Consider the following 18551-nt stretch of genomic DNA (forward strand, 5'->3'; position numbering starts at 1 on the left):
AGACCGTTAGAGCACATCGCACGGCGCGGCGCGAGAACGCCCGCTATGACACTGTGTCCTACCTTGGAACGAGGCCGGCACAAGCCACCAGGCCGGGCAGACCGGGTTCCGCCCCCATCACAGGTTCGGAGTTTTCATGAGCGCGCTTGCCGTCACCGACGATCTCTTCTTCAACCGCGCCGGCATGGACCGCGCCCGCGTGGAAGGCGTCGTGCAGGACGCCCTGCACAATGCCGACGATGGGGAGCTTTACCTCGAATACGCACAGAGCGAGTCGCTGGGCTGGGACGACGGGAAGCTGAAATCCGCCAGCTTCGACACGACCCAGGGCTTCGGCCTGCGCTCCATCGCCGGCGAGGCGACCGGATACGCCCATGCCAGCAACCTGTCGGAAGAGGCCATCCGCCGCGCGGCCGCCACCGTGCGCGCCGTGCAGGCCGGCCACACCGGCACTCTGGCGGAGCCGCCGGCCGGCACCAACCGCGCCCTCTACATCCCCGACAATCCCCTGCATCTCGTCCCCTTCGAGGAGAAGGTGAAGCTGCTGGCCGACATCGACGCCTATGCCCGCGCCAAGGACGAGCGGGTGCGGCAGGTCAGCTGCTCGATCAGCGGCGAATGGCAGGCGGTGCAGATCATGCGCGCCGACGGCGTCCGCGTCGCCGACCTGCGCCCGCTGGTGCGCCTGAACGTCTCCGTCGTGGTGGCGGAAGGCGACCGGATGGAGACGGGCGGCTATGGCGGCGGCGGCCGCGTCACCTATGAACACTACATCCAGCCGGAAACCTGGCGCGGCTTCGTCGACGAGGCGCTGCGGCAGGCTCTGGTCAACCTGTCCTCCGTCCCCGCCCCGGCCGGCGAGATGACGGTCGTGCTGGGCAGCGGCTGGCCCGGCATCCTGCTGCACGAGGCCATCGGCCATGGGCTGGAGGGTGACTTCAACCGCAAGAAGACCTCCGCCTTCGCCGGTCTGTTGGGCCAGCGCATCGCCGCCCCCGGCGTCACCATCGTCGATGACGGGACCATCGAGAATTCGCGCGGCTCGATCAGCGTCGACGACGAGGGCACGCCCGGCCAGTGCACCACGCTGATCGAGGACGGCATCCTGGTCGGCTTCATGCAGGACCGCATGAACGCCCGGCTGATGGGCATGCGCCCGACCGGCAACGGCCGGCGCCAGAGCTTCGCCTACAACCCGATGCCGCGCATGACCAACACGGTGATGCGCAATGGCAACCACACGCCGGACGAGATCATCGCCTCGGTCAAGAAGGGCATCTACGCCAAGAACTTCGGCGGCGGCCAGGTGGACATCACCAACGGCAAGTTCGTGTTCTCGGCCAGCGAGGCCTACCTGATCGAGGACGGCAAGCTCGGTCCCGCCGTGAAGGGCGCCACCCTGATCGGCAACGGCCCGGACAGCCTGACCAAGGTGTCGATGATCGGCAACGACAGCCGCCTCGACCCCGGCGTCGGCACCTGCGGCAAGGACGGCCAGGGCGTGCCGGTCGGCGTCGGCCAGCCGACGCTTCGCCTGGAAGGCCTGACCGTCGGCGGCACCGCCGCCTGACGGCCCAGCAGGTTGCACGGTATGCGATGAGGGGGCCGGACCATGGCGTGGTCCGGCCCCTTCGCATTCGGGGCTTGGAGAGGTCAGCGCCGCGCCGATCGGCAACCGAGAGCAAAGCGAGTGCAAAGCTCAACGCCATTTTGTACTGGCGTTCGCGGCATCCCGCTTCGATGATCGGCCATCCGAATGGCACGGCCGAAACCGTGCCTGCGAAAACAAGCGATTGGGGAGACATGCGATGGCGACGGACCCGACTGCCGGGCTGGCCCTGGTTTCCACCTTCTGTCCCGACCGGGTCGGGCTGGTCTCCGGCATCACCAGCCACCTGTTCGAACAGGGCATCAACCTGCGCGACGCCACCTTTGCCTCGCTGGGCAGCGGAGCGGAGTTCTCCGCCGTCTGCGAGTTGCCGTCGGGCCTGACGGTGGCGGAGCTCCAGGCCAGCCTGTCGTCGCTCCCCATCCTGTCCGGTGCCGAGGTCAAGGTCACGCCCTTCGCCTTCGATCCCCAGCCGGGTCCGCAGGCGATGGTCACCCATCGCGTCGAGGTGTCGGGCGGCGACCAGCCTGGGCTCGTCGCCCGCTTGTCGGAGATCTTCACCCAGTTCGACGCCAACATCGTGCGGCTGGACGCACAGACCCTGCCCGACCGCGCGGGCGAGCGTTACGTCCTGCGCTTCTCGGTGTCGATTCCGGCGGAACGGGCGGAGGTCTGCCTGTCGGCGGTGGCGAACACGGCGGAGACCTTGGGGCTGAACTGCCAGACGGATACGCTTTGACGGGGGCGGTCAGCCCCCTCACCCGTGCAGAACCTTCAGCCCCACGATCCCGCCGACGATCGCCGCGATGCACAGCAGCCGCAGCGCCCCGGCGGGCTCGCCGAACAGAAACATGCCCAGCACCGCGGTGCCCACGGTGCCGATTCCCGTCCACACCGCGTAAGCCGTGCCCAGCGGCAGCGTCTTCAACGCGGCGCCCAGCAGCAGGATGCTCACCAGCATCGCCGCGGCGGTCAGGACGCTCGGGACCAGACGGGTGAAACCTTCGGTGTATTTCAGGCCGACAGCCCAACCGATTTCAAAAAGACCGGCGAAGAACAGCGTGACCCACGCCATGACGGTGCCTCCGTCTTGGAATGGCGGGGTCGTCCCCACCCGGTAACCCTCATTCATCGGCGGGGTCGTCCCCGCGGGCCTGTGGGCAGATAGGACATCCGCCTCTCCTGGTCAAGATGGCGGCGGTCAAGATGGCGGCGGCCCATATGGCGGCTGTCAGGGCAGGCGGCCGAGGTTGCATCGCGGCGCCCGCCCGTGCAGGATGTGGTTCCTGAATGGTTCCCCCTTCGCCGCTGGTGGCGCTGGGGGTTTTCGACGTTGGACAGCAATGACCGAAAACGGCACCCTCCCGACTTCCGAGACGTCGGCCCCCGAGAAGAGCGAATCGCTTGAGAACCGGCGCAAGCGGCTGCGTTTCCGTTCCTGGCATCGCGGCACGCGCGAGATGGATTTGCTGATGGGCAGCTTCGCCGACGCACATGTCGGCGAATTCGACCATGCCATGCTCGACCGCTTCGAAGCGCTGCTGGAGCTTGGCGATCCCGACCTCTACGACTGGATGTCGGGACGGGAGCCGGTTCCCGCCGAACAAGACAGCGACGTGATGCGCCTGTTGACGGCGTTCCGTTACACACCACGTCAAGGCTCCTGACTTTCCTCAGCCTGTCCCCCGTATTCCCGAGGCATCCTCCTTTGGTCAGTTTCGATCTCCAGCCCGGCCGCGCCGGCCGTCTCCTGATCGGCGGCGCGCCCGAGGGTCATGACGCCCGCATCCTGGCGGAGCTTGCGCAGAAGGCCGGGGCCTACGGCCTGTTGCACGTGGCGCTGGACGACACGCGCTGCGCATTGCTGGCGGAGGCGCTGGCCTTTTTCGCGCCGAAGCTGGAGGTGCTGACCTTCCCGGCCTGGGACTGCCTGCCCTACGACCGCGTGTCGCCGAACGGAGGCATCGTCGCCCGCCGCATCGACACGCTGACCCGGCTGATCGCACGGCGCGAGGCGGCGGCCGGCCGCGACGGGCTGGCTCCGCTGATCGTGCTGACCACCGTCAACGCCGTGGTCCAGAAGGTGCCGCCGCGCAGCGCCTTCAAGGATGCGGTGTTCACGGCCAAGCTGCGCGACCGGATCGACCTGGAGAAGCTGCAGCGCTACCTTGCCGGCAACGGCTACACCCGCGCCCAGACCGTGCGGGAGCCGGGTGAGTTCGCGGTGCGCGGCGGCATCGTCGACCTTTTCCCGCCCGGCACGGACGAGCCTCTCCGCCTCGACCTGTTCGGCGACGAACTCGAGGGGGTGCGCGCCTTCGATCCCATGACCCAGCGCACCACCGACAAGCGCGACAAGGTCGAGCTGAAGCCGATGTCGGAGGTGTTCCTGGACGAGGCCGGGATCGCCCGCTTCCGTTCCGGCTACCGCGAGTTGTTCGGTGCGGTGACCGACGACGATCCGCTCTACGAGGCGATCTCCGCCGGCCGCTCCTATGGCGGCATGGAACATTGGCTGCCGCTGTTCCACGAGAGCATGGACACGGTGCTGGACTATCTGCCGCGCGGCATCGTCGGCCTGGATCACCAGGCGACGGAGGCGCGCGACGCCCGCATCGCGCAGATCGTCGATTTCCACGCCTCGCGCGATTCGATGATGACCATCGAGAAGCGGACGGGGTCTCCGGTCTACAAGCCGGTGCCGGTCGCCTCGATGTTCCTCGACGCCACCGGCTGGGACGCGCTGATGGCGGAACGCGCGGTCGCGCAGTTGCAGATCTTCTCCACGCCCCCCGGCATCAAGGGCACGGTGGACGCCGGCGGCAAGCGCGGCCACGATTTCGCGGAGGAGCGCAACCGCCCCGACGTGAACGTCTTCGACGCGGTGAAGGACCATATCCGGGCGCTCCGCGCCGACGGACGGCGGGTGCTGATCGCGGGATATTCCGCCGGGTCGCGCGACCGCCTGTCCAACGTGCTGGCCGACCACGGCATCCCCGGACTGGAGCCGGCGGAGAGCATGGAGGATGTCCGCCGGTTCGACCGCGGCATCATCGGCACCATCGTTCTGGGGATGGAGCATGGCTTCACCTCCCCCGACCTCGCCGTCATCACCGAACAGGACATCCTGGGCGACCGTCTGGTCCGCCCGGCCAAGAAGAAGCGCAAGGCCGCCAACTTCATCGCCGAGCATTCCGCCCTGCATGAGGGCGACATCGTCGTCCACATGGACCACGGCATCGGCCGCTACGACGGGCTGGAGACGCTGGAGGTCACCGGCGCCCCGCACGACTGCCTGCGCCTGATCTACGACGGCGGCGACAAGCTCTACGTGCCGGTCGAGAATATCGAGGTGCTGTCGCGCTACGGCTCGGAGGACGCCAATGTCCAGCTCGACAAGCTGGGCGGCGCCGGCTGGCAGGGCCGCAAGGCCAGGGTCAAGAAGCGCCTGAAGGACATGGCGGAAGCCCTGCTGAAGATCGCGGCCGAACGGATGCTGAAGAAGGCCGATCCGGTATTGACGCCGGAAGGGGTCTATCAGGAATTCGCCGCCCGCTTCCCCTACCCCGAGACCGACGACCAGTTGAAGGCGATCGAGGACATCTTCACCGACCTCGGCAGCGGCCGGCCGATGGACCGTCTGGTCTGCGGCGACGTCGGCTTCGGCAAGACCGAGGTGGCGTTGCGCGCCGCCTTCATGGTGGCGATGAGCGGCAAGCAGGTCGCCGTCGTCGTGCCGACCACCCTGCTCGCCCGCCAGCATTTCCGCACCTTCTCCACCCGCTTCGCCGGCCTGCCGGTGCGCGTGGTCCAGCTGTCGCGCATGGTCACCGCCCGCGAACAGACGCTGGTCAAGAAGGAACTGGCGGAGGGCACCGCCGACATCGTCGTCGGCACCCATGCCCTGCTCGCCAAGGGCCTCGAATTCAAGCGGCTCGGCATGGTCATCGTCGACGAGGAGCAGCATTTCGGCGTGAAGCAGAAGGAACGGCTGAAGGAGCTGCGCGCCGACATCCACGTCCTGACGCTGACCGCCACGCCGATCCCGCGCACGCTTCAGATGGCGCTGTCGGGCGTGCGCGAGCTGTCGCTGATCGCCACCCCGCCGGTCGACCGGCTGGCGGTGCGCACCTTCGTCCTGCCCTACGACCCGGTGGTGATCCGCGAGGCGATCCTGCGCGAGCATTACCGCGGCGGCCAGTCCTTCTATGTCTGCCCGCGCGTGGAGGATTTGGCGAAGGTCGCCGAGCGGGTGCGCGAACTGGTGCCGGAGGTCAAGATCGTCACCGCCCACGGCCAGATGGCGGCGAGCGAGCTGGAAGATGTGATGACCGCCTTCGACGAGGGCAAGTTCGAGGTGCTGCTCGCCACCAACATCATCGAGAGCGGCCTGGACATCCCCAACGCCAACACGCTGATCGTCCACCGCGCCGACCTGTTCGGGCTGGCCCAGCTCTACCAGATCCGCGGCCGTGTCGGCCGGTCGAAGAAGCGCGGTTATGCCTATCTGACCTATGCCCCGAACAAGCCGCTGAGCAGCACCGCCCAGCAGCGCCTGCACGTCATCGAGACGCTGGACAGCCTGGGTGCCGGCTTCCAGCTTGCCAGCCACGACATGGACATCCGCGGCGCCGGCAATCTGCTGGGCGAGGAGCAGTCCGGTCAGGTGCGCGAGGTCGGCGTCGAGCTTTACCAGCAGATGCTGGAGGAGGCCGTCGCCAACGCCCGCGCGGCGATGCAGGAGGGTGCGGTCGCCGCCGCGGCGGCGCAGGAGTGGGTGCCGCAGATCAACCTCGGCACGCCGGTGCTGATCCCGGAGAGCTACGTCCCCGACCTGACGGTGCGGCTGTCGCTCTACCGCCGCATCGCCGATCTGGTCGACCGGGCGGAGGTGGACGGCTTCGCCGCCGAGTTGATCGACCGCTTCGGCAAGCTGCCGGAGGAGGTGGAGAACCTGCTGGACGTCGTCACCATCAAGCGCTGGTGCAAACAGGCGAACATCGACCGGGTCGATGCCGGGCCGAAGGGGCTGGTTCTGGCCTTCCACGACAATTTCTATGCCGAGCCGGCCAAATTGCTGACCTACATCTCCCAGCACCTGACGCTGATGAAGCTGCGTCCCGACCACAAGCTGGTCTACAGCCGCGAATGGCCCGATCCGCAGGCCCGCGTGCGCAGCGTGCAGAAGCTGGTGAAGGATCTGGCGGAAATGGCGAGTGGCGGCGGCGTGCCGCGCGGCGAAACCCCGCCGCCGCCCCCTCCCCCGCCGCCGCCCAAGCCGACCGGCGCCAAGGTGGCCTCGCGATTCGGAACGCCGTCGCGCTTCGGCCGTCCGACCGGGCGACGCTGAGATGGACGATCTGAGCCGCAATGCGTCGCTCGCCCGCCGGCTGGCGCGCGGCGAACGGCGGACGGTGGGCGATGCCACCTCCGTCGCCGATGAGGTGCTGGCCGACCGCGGCAAGCTGGCGGAACTGGTCGGCTGCCTGTTCGACCCGGATGCGAGCGTGCGCATGCGTGCCGCCGACGCGCTGGAACGGGTATCACGCGGCAATCCCAACTGGTTGGACCCCTATGTGGACCATCTGCTGACCGATGCCGTCGCCATCGAGCAGGCGGAGGTGCGCTGGCACATCGCCCAGATCGTGCCGCGGCTGACCATGGACGATGAGCAGCGCCACCGCGCCGCCGTGCTGCTGGCGGACTGGTTCGAGAACAGCCCAAGCCGGATCGTCCAGACCAGCGCGCTGCAGGCCGTCGTCGATCTCGCCGAGAAGGACGCCAACCTGCGCGCCACCTCGGCGGAGATGCTCGGCCGCGCCATGCGCTCCGGCGTGCCGTCGCTGGCCGCCCGCGCCCGGCGCATCCTGAAGCCCTTCGAGGTGGACGAGGCGACGCTGACCGCGGCGCTGGTGCGGGAACAGACCGGCCTGACCCTGTCGGTGCTTCCCGACCGGCTGGCGGTGGCCCAGTTGCCGCCGGGCAGCGGCCTGCCCGGCTGGCTCGATTGGAGCGACCCGCTGGTCGGCGCCACCCGCACGGGCGAGGAGCTGTCGATCCTCTGCCGCGAGGACCGCATTCCCGACGGCGTGAAGGCCGAACGCGGCTGGCGCGCCTTCCGGGTGGAGGGGGTGGTCGATTTCTCCCTGTTCGGCATCCTGGCCCGCATCGCCGTACCGCTGGCCCAGGCCCATGTGCCGATCTTCGCGATCTCCACCTACAACACCGACTATGTGCTGGTCCGCGCCGACGACCTGGACAAGGCGGCGGACGTGCTGTCGCTGAGCTGCACGGTAAAAAGGTAGAAGAAGGGTAGGTTCGAAGTGCGGCGGCAATCCCCTCCCCCGCTCTCGGCAGACCAAGGGTCCGTCGGATGGCGGGGGAGGGTTAAAGCGGACTGGCGTCCGCTTTGGACCGCGACGGCGGTCCCGGCCGCTCATGCGGCCGAAGCCCGACCGGCGAATGAGGTCATACGAACCTAAAGCGAATGCAAATTCGCTTTAGGGAGAGGGGAAATGACGGACTTTATTTTTCTTCAACCCCGCCGCCCTCGCGCTGGCTCTGTTCGATGATCTCTTCCCGCTCGCCCATCTCCTCCCACTTCTTCTGAACGGGCTTGTCGGGATCGCCCGACGCCTTGCCGGTCTCGTCGACCAGCTTGTCCTCGATTCGCTGGGCGGCGTCGGACGGCGCGTCGGAGGTCACGGATTTGGAGCGGTCCTTGTCGGTCATGGCGGCGGTCTCCCGTAAAGTTGGTTGACCACACAAACACCGCCGACACGGCAAAGTTCACGTGCCTTCCCGCAATGCCTCCGCCAGCCGTTCCACCAGCGCTTCCGCCTCCGCCGGCTCGTAGGGCCGGACATGGCCGGAACCCCAAACCGGGCCGGGCCACGCCGGATCGCCGCGCGTCCGACCGATCACATGGACGTGCAGCTGCGGCACCATGTTGCCCAGCGCCCCGACATTCATCTTGTCCGGCGCGAACAGCCGCTCCACCACGCGGGAGGCCAGCACGATTTCCCGCATCAGCGCAGTCTGGTCCGCCTCGTCGAGCCGATGGATCTCGACCGCGTTACCGCGCATCGGCACCAGGATCAGCCATGGCCACAAGGCGTTGTCCATCAGCAACACCCGGCAAAGATCGAGATCGGTCACATGGTGGGTGTCGGCCTGCAGCCGGTCGTTAAGGGAAAACATGCTCCACTCCTTATCCTGGCCCCTCAAGGGGGCGAACCGGGGAATAAACCGGACGCTGCTCTGTTATAGCCGGCAGTGGCGGGGCAACCGCGAAGCTTGTATAGAAGGCCGTGCGCGCCGGCCATATGGCGCAGCGGCATTCGTTGGACGATGTTTGAGTTCGGTCCGGGTCATGGTCGGGGCGGCACCAGCCGCCATGCGCCATTTTCCGGGCCGTATCCTTGTTTTCTGGTGCGGCGAGCGGGAACGACCCACATGCGCAAATCAGCCTTCGCGGTTCTGATTCTGGTGATCCTCGGCAACGTCGCCCTTTGGGCGCTCTGGAATCGCCCGGTGGACGAGCGGTCCTGGGCCGGCGCCATCACCGGCGTCGCCTATACCCCGTTCCACACCGACAAGAGCCCCTCGAAGGGCGACAAGGCGACAGCCGACGACATCGAAAAGGACATGGCGGCGCTGAATGGCGCCGTGAAGGGCGTCCGCACCTATTCCACCACCGACGGCTCCGAAATGGTGGCGCCCATCGCCGCCAGGCACGGGCTGCCCGTCACCGCCGGTGCCTGGACCGCAGGCAAGCCGGAGATCGACGAGCCCGAACTGGCCGGGCTGATCAAGCTGGCGCGCGCCAACAGCAACGTGCGCCGCGTGCTGGTCGGCAACGAGGCGATCCTGCGCGCCGACCTGACCGTTCCGCAGGCCATCGAATACGTCAAGCGGGTGAAGAAGAAGGTCAACGTCCCGGTTTCGATCGCGGAGCCGTGGCACGTCTGGCTGAAGCACCCGGAACTGGCCGAAGCCGTGGACTTCCTCGCCGTCCACCTTCTGCCCTACTGGGAGGGCGTTCCGGTCGACCAGTCGGTCGATTACGCCATGTTCCGCTACAACGAGCTGAAGCAGAAGTTCCCGAACAAGCACATCATGATCGGCGAGATCGGCTGGCCGGCCGACGGCCCGTGGCGCCGCGGCGCTGAAGCCAGCCAGGTCAATCAGGCCAAGTTCATCCGCAACTTCCTGAACGTCGCCGCGCAGCACAAGCTCGACTACTACATCATGGAAGCCTTCGACCAGCCGTGGAAGCGGGAGATCGAGGGCACCGCCGGCACCAGCTGGGGCCTGTGGGACTACCAGCGCAACCCGAAATTCCCGATGATCGGCGGGGTGCAGGAGATCCGCGACTGGGAGGTCAAATGCGCCACCGCGGTCGCGCTGGGCTTCCTGCCGCTGGTGTTCTTCCTGTGGCGCCGCAGCGATCTGAAGATCGGCGGGCAGATCTTCTACGGCGCGCTGATCCAGATGGTGGCCTCCGTCCTGGTCTTCACCGTCAGCGCGGCGTCGGCCGCCGGCCTCGCGCTCACCACCGAAATCGCCTGGGGCCTGCTGATCTTCTGCCAGCTGGTGCTGTTCGCGGTCATGCTGATCGACGGCATGGAACTGACGGAGGTCGTCTGGCAGCACAAGTTCAAGCGAAAATTCGTCCCCTGCTCCGCCGCGCCGCTGCCCAATGCGGCAAAGGTTTCGATCCATGTGCCCTGCTACAACGAGCCGCCGCACATGGTCATGCAGACGCTGGACGCGCTGGCCCGGCTCGACTACCCGAATTACGAAGTCCTGCTGCTGGACAACAACACCAAGGATCCGGCGGTCTGGCGGCCGGTCGAGGAATACTGCAAGAAGCTCGGGCCGAAATTCCGGTTCTTCCATCTGGACAACTGGCCGGGCTTCAAGGCGGGCGCGCTGAATTTCGGTCTGGCCCAGACGGCGCCGGATGCCGAACACATCGCCGTCATCGACAGCGACTATCAGGTCCATCCCGACTGGCTGAAGGCGACCATCCCGCACTTCAACCGGCCGGAAGTCGGCTTCGTCCAGTCGCCGCAGGACTATCGCGAGTGGGAACACGACCTGTTCCAGCGCATGACAAACTGGGAATATGCCGGCTTCTTCCACATCGGCATGATCCAGCGGAACGAGCGCAACGCGATCATCCAGCACGGCACCATGACCATCATCCGCAAGTCGGCCTTGGAAAAGGTCGGCCGCTGGGGCGAATGGTGCATCACCGAGGACGCCGACCTCGGCCTGCGCCTGTTCGAGCATGGCTATGAGGCCGTCTACATGCCGGAGAGCTACGGCAAGGGCCTCGTTCCCGACAGCTTCTCGGCCTACAAGACGCAGCGCTTCCGCTGGGCCTATGGCGCGGTGCAGATCCTGAAGCACCACTGGCGGCAGTTGTCGCCGGGCGCCAAGGAACTGACCGCCGGCCAGAAGTACCATTTCATCACCGGCTGGCTGCCCTGGTTCGCCGACGCCGCCCATATGATCTTCGGCATCGCCGGCATCCTGTGGTCGATCGGCCTGATGGCCTTCCCGAAATATTTCGAGTTCCCGCCCAACGTCTTCATGATCCCGACGCTCAGCGTCTTCGCCTTCAAGGTCGGCGCATCGCTGTGGCTCTACGAGGCGCGGGTGAAGTGCGGCTTCTGGGACAAGGTCGGCGCGGCGGTGGCCGGCATGGCTTTGACCCACACGGTCGGCCGCGCCATGTGGCTGGGCATCTTCACCTCCGGCCGGCCCTTCGTCCGCACGCCCAAATGCGAGAACCAGCCGGCGCTGATGCAGGCCTTCCTGATGGCGCGCGAGGAGTTGGCGCTGCTGGTCTCCCTGTGGGGTGCGGCGCTGGCCATCGTCATGGTCTTCGGTCACGAGAACCGCGACGCCTTCATGTGGTCGGGCCTGCTGGTGGTGCAGTCGCTGCCCTATCTGGCGGCTTTCATCACCGCGCTGATCAACGTCTTCCCCACCATCGGCTTCGGCAAGAGCAAGCCGGGGGCGGAGGAGGACGCGGTCCGCGCCGGCGCCGGCGACTGACCTGCGGAAAAACCGGCGCTTTCGCTTTGACGAAAGCGCCGGCTCTGCCAGACTTGAGTCGCAGGGAAAACAATTCCCGGGAGGCGGGTCATGTCCGGCAATCTCACATCAGGCCGCGGTATCGGTCCGCCGGAGTTCAGCATCCGCACCACCGCGGGCGTCGAACGGAGCGGCAGCGCCACCGACCGCAACAGCCGCCGCAATGCCCGCCAGGAGCGCCGGGACCGCGAACAGGAACGGCGTGACCACAACCCGTCCAATCGGCAACGGCGGCGCCTGTACGATCTTCTGTTCGATGAGGTCGATCAGTTCGACGGGCTGGACGAGCGTCAGCGGACGCGGCTGAAAGACAATCTGCGCAATCATCTGGCCCGGCGCCCCCCGCCGGCGTCCGCGCCACCGCCTCCGGTCCATGACGATCAGGAGGTGCTGGCCGAAGCGTTGCTGAAGGATCCGGCTGCGCCGCTTCCCGTCGATCCTGAGAATATCGTCCAAGCCGTCACCGCCGCCGTACCGGAATTGGACGCGGAAACCGTCCGACTGGCCGAACAGCTGCGCGACTGCCTGACCCGCAACACCGAACGTGCACGAAAGGTGTCCGTCTATCTCCACCTGCTGCTGACGCTGGAAGGAGCATACCGGCCGCATATGGTGGTGGATGTGTGAGGCGAATTCCCGATGCCGATATCTCTCCAAACGAAAAGCCCCGCCTCCCTTTCGGAAGGCGGGGCCTTTTCATCCCATAAACCCCGGCCCATAGACCCTGCCGGCCACGGACCGCGGCGTCACTCCGGGGTGGAGGCTTCGCCGTCGGCTTCCGGGGTGCCCATCATGGCATCGGCGACCAGACCGGCGTTGCCGCGGATCTTGGCCTCGATCGCGTCGGCCATCTCGGGGTTGTTGCGCAGATAGGTCTTGGCGTTCTCGCGGCCCTGGCCGATGCGGGTGCCGTCATAGCTGAACCACGCACCCGACTTGTCGACCACACCGGCCTGGATGCCGAGATCGAGCAACTCGCCCACCTTCGACACGCCTTCGCCGTACATGATGTCGAACTCGACCACGCGGAACGGCGGGGCCATCTTGTTCTTCACCACCTTGACGCGGGTCTGGTTGCCGACGACGGTGTCGCGGTCCTTGATCGCGCCGATGCGGCGGATGTCGAGGCGCACGGAGGCGTAGAACTTCAGCGCGTTGCCGCCGGTCGTCGTCTCCGGGTTGCCGAACATCACGCCGATCTTCAGGCGGATCTGGTTGATGAAGATCACCAGGCAGTTCGACTTGGAGATCGAGCCGGTCAGCTTGCGCAGCGCCTGGCTCATCAGGCGGGCGTGCAGGCCGACATGGCTGTCGCCCATCTCGCCTTCCAGTTCGGCCCGCGGCACCAGGGCGGCGACCGAGTCGACCACCAGCACGTCGATGGCGCCGGAGCGCACCAGCGTGTCGGCGATCTCCAGGGCCTGCTCTCCGGCGTCCGGCTGGGAGATCAGCAGTTCGTCGATGTTGACGCCCAGCTTGCGGGCATAGGACGGGTCGAGCGCATGCTCCGCGTCGACGAAGGCGCAGGTGCCGCCGGCCTTCTGGGCCTGGGCGATGGCGTGCAGAGCCAGCGTGGTCTTGCCCGAGCTTTCCGGACCGTAGATTTCGATGATGCGGCCCTTCGGCAGGCCGCCGATGCCCAGCGCGATATCGAGACCAAGGGAGCCGGTGGAAATGACCTCCGTCTCGACCGTGTTCTCACGGGCGCCGAGCTTCATGATCGAGCCCTTGCCGAACGCGCGTTCGATCTGGCTCAGGGCGGCATCGAGCGCCTTCTGCTTGTCCATGGAATCCTTCTCGACCAAACGAAGCTGTGCGGACGACATGCCCGGTACCCCTCTCTTAGAACACACGGTCGGCGCTCTTGCAACGAGGCTAAATGTACTCTCTTCGTTCTCATTTGCAAGGGCTGATGTTGCCGGTGCGTTCCTATTCTGCGGGGTGTGCCCAGGCGGCATTCATAGCCGGTTCAGACAGCTCACCGCGCGTCGCGGATGACCTCCTTCACCTTGGACGCCAACTGCTTGAGCGAGAAGGGCTTGGGCAGGAAATGGGAAACCTCGACGCCGTCGATCTCGCCCAGGCGGTCCTCGGCATAGCCGGAAATGAAGATCACCCGCATCTCCGGGCGCAGCTTGCGGACATGGCGGGCCAGCGTCGGGCCGTCCATCTGCGGCATCACCACGTCGGTGATCAGCAGGTCGATGTTGGCGCCGTTGGTCTCGATCTGCTGCAGCGCCGCCTCGCCGTTCTTCGCCTCCAGCACCTGATAGCCCTTGTTGCGCAGGGCGCGGGCGGAGAAGACGCGCACCGCGTCCTCGTCCTCGACCAGCAGGATGGTGCCGGTGCCGGTCAGGTCGCTGCCGCGGCGCTCCCGCGGTTCCGCCGTGTCGACCGGGCGCAGTTCGCCCTGATGGTGGGGCAGCAGGATGGTGAAGGTCGTCCCCTCCCCCACCGCCGAATCGACCAGCACGAAGCCGCCGGTCTGCCGCACGATGCCATAGACGGTCGACAGGCCGAGCCCGGTGCCCGACCCGACCTCCTTGGTCGTGTAGAAGGGCTCGAAGATGCGCTGCAGGTTCTCCCGCGCGATGCCGCAGCCGGTGTCGATCACCTCGATCGAGACGTAGCTGCCGGGCGGCACCGTCTCGTGCTCCCGCCGCTCGGGCTGGGTGACGACGTAGTTGGTGGTGTTGATGGTCAGCTTGCCGCCGCCGGCCATGGCGTCGCGGGCATTGACCACCAGATTGATGATGACCTGCTCCAACTGGTTCTGGTCGACCTTGACCAGCCCCAGGTCGCGGCCATGGATCATCTTCAGCTCGATGTTCTCGCCGATCAGCCGGCGCAGCAGGTTCGCCAGCTCCGCCAGAACGTCGGTCACGTTGATGACGCGCGGCTGCAGGGTCTGCTGGCGCGAGAAGGCCAGAAGCTGCCGCACGAGATTGGCGGCGCGGTTGGCGTTCTGCTTGATCTGCATGATGTCGCTGAAGGACTGGTCGCCCGGCTTATGCCGCAGCAGCAGCAGATCGCAGAAGCCGATCATCGCCGTCAGCAGGTTGTTGAAGTCGTGGGCGACGCCGCCGGCCAGCTGGCCGACCGCCTGCATCTTCTGCGACTGGGCGAACTGGGCCTCCAGGCTCTTGCGCTCGGTCATGTCGATGAAGTGCAGGATCAGGCCGACGCCTATCCCGGTCTTCTCGGCCTCGCCGCGCCCATCCGTGCGCACCGGGTTGGCGAGGCGCCGGGCATAGAGCTGGGCCGTCAGCTCCCGGCCGCCGGACAGCCGCACCTCCAGCGGATGGGCCGGATCGGCGCCGCCCTGGACGGACTTCAGCCGGGCGGTCACCGCCTCGCGCTCCGCCGGGACTATCAGGTCGGCCATCGGGCGGTTGATGACGCTGCCCGCCTCGCTGCCGATCAGCGCCAGGAATGCCTCGTTGCATTCCGTCAGCTGGCCGGTCTCGTCGACCAGCGCGATGCCGATCGGCGCATCCTCGAAAAAGCGTTGGAACCGCTGCTCGGATTGGCGCAGGGCCTCCTGCCATTCCCGTTCGGGCGACAGGTCGCGCACCACCGACCGGGTGTGGATCGTCCCATCGTCGGCATGCACCACGCTCTGCGCCACCGCCACCTGGAACCGCCGGCCGCGCAGTCCCACCATGGTCAACTCGCCGCGCTGCTCGCTGCCGCCATGCTCGAACAGGTCATAGGGAGCGGCGGCATGCGGCGGGGCGGCCAGGATGTCGTGAAGATGGGCCTCCCGGTCGATGAGATCGCCGGGGAAGGCCTCCAGCCATTGGGCCAGGGTGGCGTTGACGAACAGGAACTGTCCGTTCTGGTCGACGGAGAAGAAGCCGACCGGCGCATGTTCCATGAAATCGGCGAGCTTGGCCTGCTCGCGCAGCATCACATGCTCCAACTCGCGCCGCGCGGTGATGTCCTCGATCCGCCAATGGACGGAGCCGGGGAAGCCGGGCACCGGCTGGGCCTGCACCTTGCGCCATTCCGGCGGCTTGTGGTCCAGCGCCGGGATCGCCAGCTCGGCCGCCGCCGTGGCCCCCGCCCGCACCCGCTCACGCAGGCGGCGGAACTCACGCGCGCTGTCGGGATCGGCGGAGAACTGGCGTGCCAGCGCGTCGAGCGGCCGCTCGCCGCGCCGCCAGCCGGCAAGCTCGCGGAAGGCGGCATTGACGAAGACCACATCGTCGGCATCGTCGCAGATCAGCTGGCCCGCCGGCATGCCTTCCAGCGCCCCGCCCAGCAATGCGCCGATCCGCGCAGAGCGCCGGACGACGGCGATGCTGCGGCCGATCAGCAGGGCGACGCCCGCCGCCGCCAGCGCCGCCCCCATCCAACCGATCTCTTCCCGGCCCAGCAGCAGCCCGGCGGCCACGACCAGCAGCCCGGCCGGCGCCAGACAGTACTGGAGCAGCATCAGAGGCCCGGCGGACGGCGCCGCGCGGTTGGCTGCGTTGCGTGCGGTGTCGGAAAGGGAAGTCGAATCGTCCACCAGATCTCCAGGCACCAGAACCCCAAGTCCCCAATGTCACAGCATAGGAAGGTCAGCCGTCCCACCCGGTGCCGTCAACCGTTTCAGGCGTGCATCAGTTGCGCAGCGACCGCCCTTTCAGCTTGAAGACATAGGTAATGACTTCGGCCACCGCTCGATAGTGCTCGGAAGGAACTTCCTCGTCGATATCGCAAGCGGCATAGAGCGCACGGGCGAGGGGCGGATTTTCTATGACCGGGACGTTGTTCGATTCGGCGATTTCGCGAATCTTGAAGGCGACCTGATCCACGCCCTTCGCCAGCACCAGCGGCGCGCCCATCTGGCTGGGATCGTATTTCAGCGCCACCGCGAAGTGGGTCGGGTTGGTGACCACCACGTCGGCATTGGGCACGGCGGCCATCATGCGCTTGCGCGCGCGCTCGAAGCGGAGCTGGCGGATGCGGCCCTTGACCACGGGATCGCCTTCCTGCTGCTTGTGCTCGTCCTTCACCTCCTGCTTCGTCATCTTCATCTTCTTATCGAACTGGGTCTTCTGCCACAGGAAATCCCCGGCGGCGATGAAGGTCAGGACCACAAGAACCCAGATCAGCAGGCGGCGAGCCAGGCTTTCGATCTGCAGCAGCATCGCGATCATGTCGATGCCGATATAGGCCTCCACACTCGCGAACATCGGCTGCAGCGCCATGTAGGCCACACCGCCGACCACCGCCAGCTTGGCGATGCTCTTCAGCAGTTCCACCCCCTGGTTGGCCTTGAACAGGTTCATCAGACCGGGCAGCGGATTCAGCTTTGAGAATTTCGGCGCGATCAACGTCCAGGAGACATTGAAGCCGATTTGCCCGAGCGTCGCCAGCACGCCGGCCACGACGAACAGCAGGATCGGCAGCCACAGGGCCCACATGGCATCGGCCATTACCCGGAACAGCAGCGCCCCGACCCCGGCGCGGTCGAAGGTGATCTGATCCAGGTTCTCGAAGTAATAGTTCAGACGGAAGACCATCCCCTTCATCGTGCCGGGCAGTATGGCGACAAGCCCGACCACCATCGCCGCGACCATCAACCAGTTCGCGGCCTCGCGGGTCATCGCGAACTGGCCCTGTTTGCGGGCCTCGTCGAGCTTTTTGGATGTCGGGTCCTCTGTTTTGGAGGATTCGTCCGGCTCTTCCGACGACATCGGCGTCCTCCTCTACAGCGGCCTCAGCAGCTCGATGAAGCTCGACTCGAAGCGCGACAGCCAGAACAGCATCATCGCGCCCAGGGTCAGCGCGAACAGGAACAACCCCATCAGCACCTGGACCGAGGTGAAGATCTGGAACACCTGCACCTGCGGCGCCAGCTTGTTCAGCAGGCCGAGCGCCAGCGCGAACAGGACGCCGGTGATCAGGAAGGGGGCGGACATCTGCACCCCCAGCAGGAATGACTTCGATACCAGCTGCCCGACCACGTTCGCCATGTCGTCGACCGGGATCGCCGCTCCCGGCGTGAAGGTGGAATAGCTGTCGACCACTGCCATGATCAGCAGATGATGCAGGTCGGTCACGAACAGCAGGAGCAGCCCCAGCCAGCCCATCAGCGCGCCGGGCAGCGAGCCCGCGGTGGCCAGCGCGGGGTTGAAGATCTGGGCGTTGGCCAGACCGCTCTGCAGGCTGATGATGGTTCCTGCAACCTCCAGCGTGCCCATCAGCAGCCGCGCGATGGTGCCGAGGAAGATGCCGATCGTCATCTCGCCCGCCGCCAGCACCAGCAGCTCAAAGGGGCTGCCGGGCATCGGCGGCAACTGCGGCCGGACCACCGGCGCCACCACCACGCTGACGGCCAGCGCGAACAGCAGGCGCGTGCGCGGGGTGATGAAGGCGTCGCCGATGGTCGGCATCACGCTGAAGGCGGTGCCGACCCGCAGGAAAACCAACATCCAGACGAAGATCTGCTCGCCCAGAAGTTGCTGGAGAACGTTCATCCGCCTGCCGCGGCCGCGGTCGGCGCCGGGGCGGGGGTTATGCCGGTGCCGGGCGTGAAGGGTGCGCCGCCGTTGTCGTGGGCGCCCACGCCGATGGCGACGATGCGGTCGGCGACCTCATGCTCGAAGAATTCGGTCAGCTTGCTCAGCATGAAGGGCATCAGAAGGATGCTCAGCCCGAAAACCAGCATCACCTTCGGAACCATGGCCAAGGTCTGTTCGCTGATCTGCGTGACGGCCTGGAAAACCGAAATCAGGGTGCCGAGCAGCATCATGATGATGAGAATCGGTCCGCACACGATCACCAGGGTGATGATCGACGTGCGGCAAATCTCGATGACGTCGGTCTCGCTCATGACGACAGG

The 18551-nt window shown here is 66.7% G+C and carries 15 protein-coding genes; 7 read left to right on the top strand and 8 right to left on the bottom strand.

The features are described 5' to 3' along the window. The first annotated feature begins 136 nt into the window (after positions 1–136). On the top strand, positions 137–1570 hold the full coding sequence (gene tldD, locus DM194_RS05645) for a metalloprotease TldD (protein WP_111066329.1): 1434 nt from the start codon (positions 137–139) through the stop codon (positions 1568–1570). Positions 1571–1808: 238 nt separating this feature from the next. Continuing rightward, positions 1809–2348: a glycine cleavage system transcriptional repressor gene (locus DM194_RS05650; protein ID WP_111066330.1), complete on the top strand. Its 540-nt coding sequence runs from the start codon at positions 1809–1811 to the stop codon at positions 2346–2348. 18 nt (positions 2349–2366) lie between these two features. Here the strand turns inward: DM194_RS05650 and sugE are convergent, their stop codons facing one another. Further along, positions 2367–2684: a quaternary ammonium compound efflux SMR transporter SugE gene (gene sugE / locus DM194_RS05655; protein WP_111066331.1), complete on the bottom strand. Its 318-nt coding sequence runs from the start codon at positions 2682–2684 to the stop codon at positions 2367–2369. 268 nt (positions 2685–2952) lie between these two features. On the opposite strand from sugE, the gene DM194_RS05660 reads away from it, so the two are divergent. Genes DM194_RS05660 through DM194_RS05670 form a run of 3 tightly spaced genes read left to right on the top strand, consistent with a single transcriptional unit; the run spans position 2953 to position 7914 of the window. Further along, positions 2953–3276, top strand: coding sequence for an FAD assembly factor SdhE (locus DM194_RS05660; RefSeq protein ID WP_111066332.1), 324 nt, complete (start codon positions 2953–2955; stop codon positions 3274–3276). Positions 3277–3317: 41 nt separating this feature from the next. Next, positions 3318–6959, top strand: a complete 3642-nt coding sequence (gene mfd, locus DM194_RS05665; RefSeq protein WP_111066333.1) for a transcription-repair coupling factor — start codon at positions 3318–3320, stop codon at positions 6957–6959. Between the two features lies 1 nt (position 6960). Next, complete coding sequence (locus DM194_RS05670) at positions 6961–7914, top strand: ACT domain-containing protein (protein WP_111066334.1); 954 nt, start codon at positions 6961–6963, stop codon at positions 7912–7914. A gap of 220 nt (positions 7915–8134) precedes the next feature. Here the strand turns inward: DM194_RS05670 and DM194_RS05675 are convergent, their stop codons facing one another. Next, positions 8135–8341 carry a hypothetical protein gene (locus DM194_RS05675; RefSeq protein WP_111066335.1) on the bottom strand — a complete coding sequence of 69 codons (207 nt, stop codon included), beginning with the start codon at positions 8339–8341 and terminating at the stop codon, positions 8135–8137. A 57-nt stretch (positions 8342–8398) separates the two neighbouring features. Further along, positions 8399–8809 carry an HIT domain-containing protein gene (locus tag DM194_RS05680; protein ID WP_111066336.1) on the bottom strand — a complete coding sequence of 137 codons (411 nt, stop codon included), beginning with the start codon at positions 8807–8809 and terminating at the stop codon, positions 8399–8401. A gap of 255 nt (positions 8810–9064) precedes the next feature. On the opposite strand from DM194_RS05680, the gene DM194_RS05685 reads away from it, so the two are divergent. Both DM194_RS05685 and DM194_RS05690 read left to right on the top strand, forming a co-directional pair. Further along, positions 9065–11677 (top strand): glycosyltransferase family 2 protein, encoded by a 2613-nt coding sequence (locus DM194_RS05685; protein WP_111066337.1) that lies wholly within the window; start codon positions 9065–9067, stop codon positions 11675–11677. Between the two features lie 90 nt (positions 11678–11767). Continuing rightward, positions 11768–12343 (top strand): hypothetical protein, encoded by a 576-nt coding sequence (locus DM194_RS05690; protein ID WP_111066338.1) that lies wholly within the window; start codon positions 11768–11770, stop codon positions 12341–12343. A gap of 119 nt (positions 12344–12462) precedes the next feature. On the opposite strand, the gene recA is transcribed toward DM194_RS05690, so the two are convergent. The 5 genes from recA to DM194_RS05715 form a co-directional block, all read right to left on the bottom strand. Next, positions 12463–13542 (bottom strand): recombinase RecA, encoded by a 1080-nt coding sequence (recA, locus tag DM194_RS05695; protein WP_111066339.1) that lies wholly within the window; start codon positions 13540–13542, stop codon positions 12463–12465. A gap of 152 nt (positions 13543–13694) precedes the next feature. Then, entirely contained in the window at positions 13695–16229 is a 2535-nt protein-coding gene (locus tag DM194_RS05700) for an ATP-binding protein (protein WP_111066340.1), read from the bottom strand. 94 nt (positions 16230–16323) lie between these two features. After that, positions 16324–17403 (bottom strand): flagellar biosynthesis protein FlhB, encoded by a 1080-nt coding sequence (gene flhB / locus DM194_RS05705; protein WP_111066341.1) that lies wholly within the window; start codon positions 17401–17403, stop codon positions 16324–16326. Between the two features lie 12 nt (positions 17404–17415). Next, positions 17416–18186 (bottom strand): flagellar biosynthetic protein FliR, encoded by a 771-nt coding sequence (gene fliR, locus DM194_RS05710; protein WP_111066342.1) that lies wholly within the window; start codon positions 18184–18186, stop codon positions 17416–17418. Beyond that, complete coding sequence (locus DM194_RS05715; protein WP_111066343.1) at positions 18183–18542, bottom strand: flagellar biosynthetic protein FliQ; 360 nt, start codon at positions 18540–18542, stop codon at positions 18183–18185. The genes fliR and DM194_RS05715 overlap by 4 nt, the downstream gene beginning before the upstream one ends. Positions 18543–18551 lie beyond the last annotated feature (9 nt).

The sequence above is a fragment of the Azospirillum ramasamyi genome, assembly GCF_003233655.1.
GTDB classification, from domain to species: domain Bacteria; phylum Pseudomonadota; class Alphaproteobacteria; order Azospirillales; family Azospirillaceae; genus Azospirillum; species Azospirillum ramasamyi.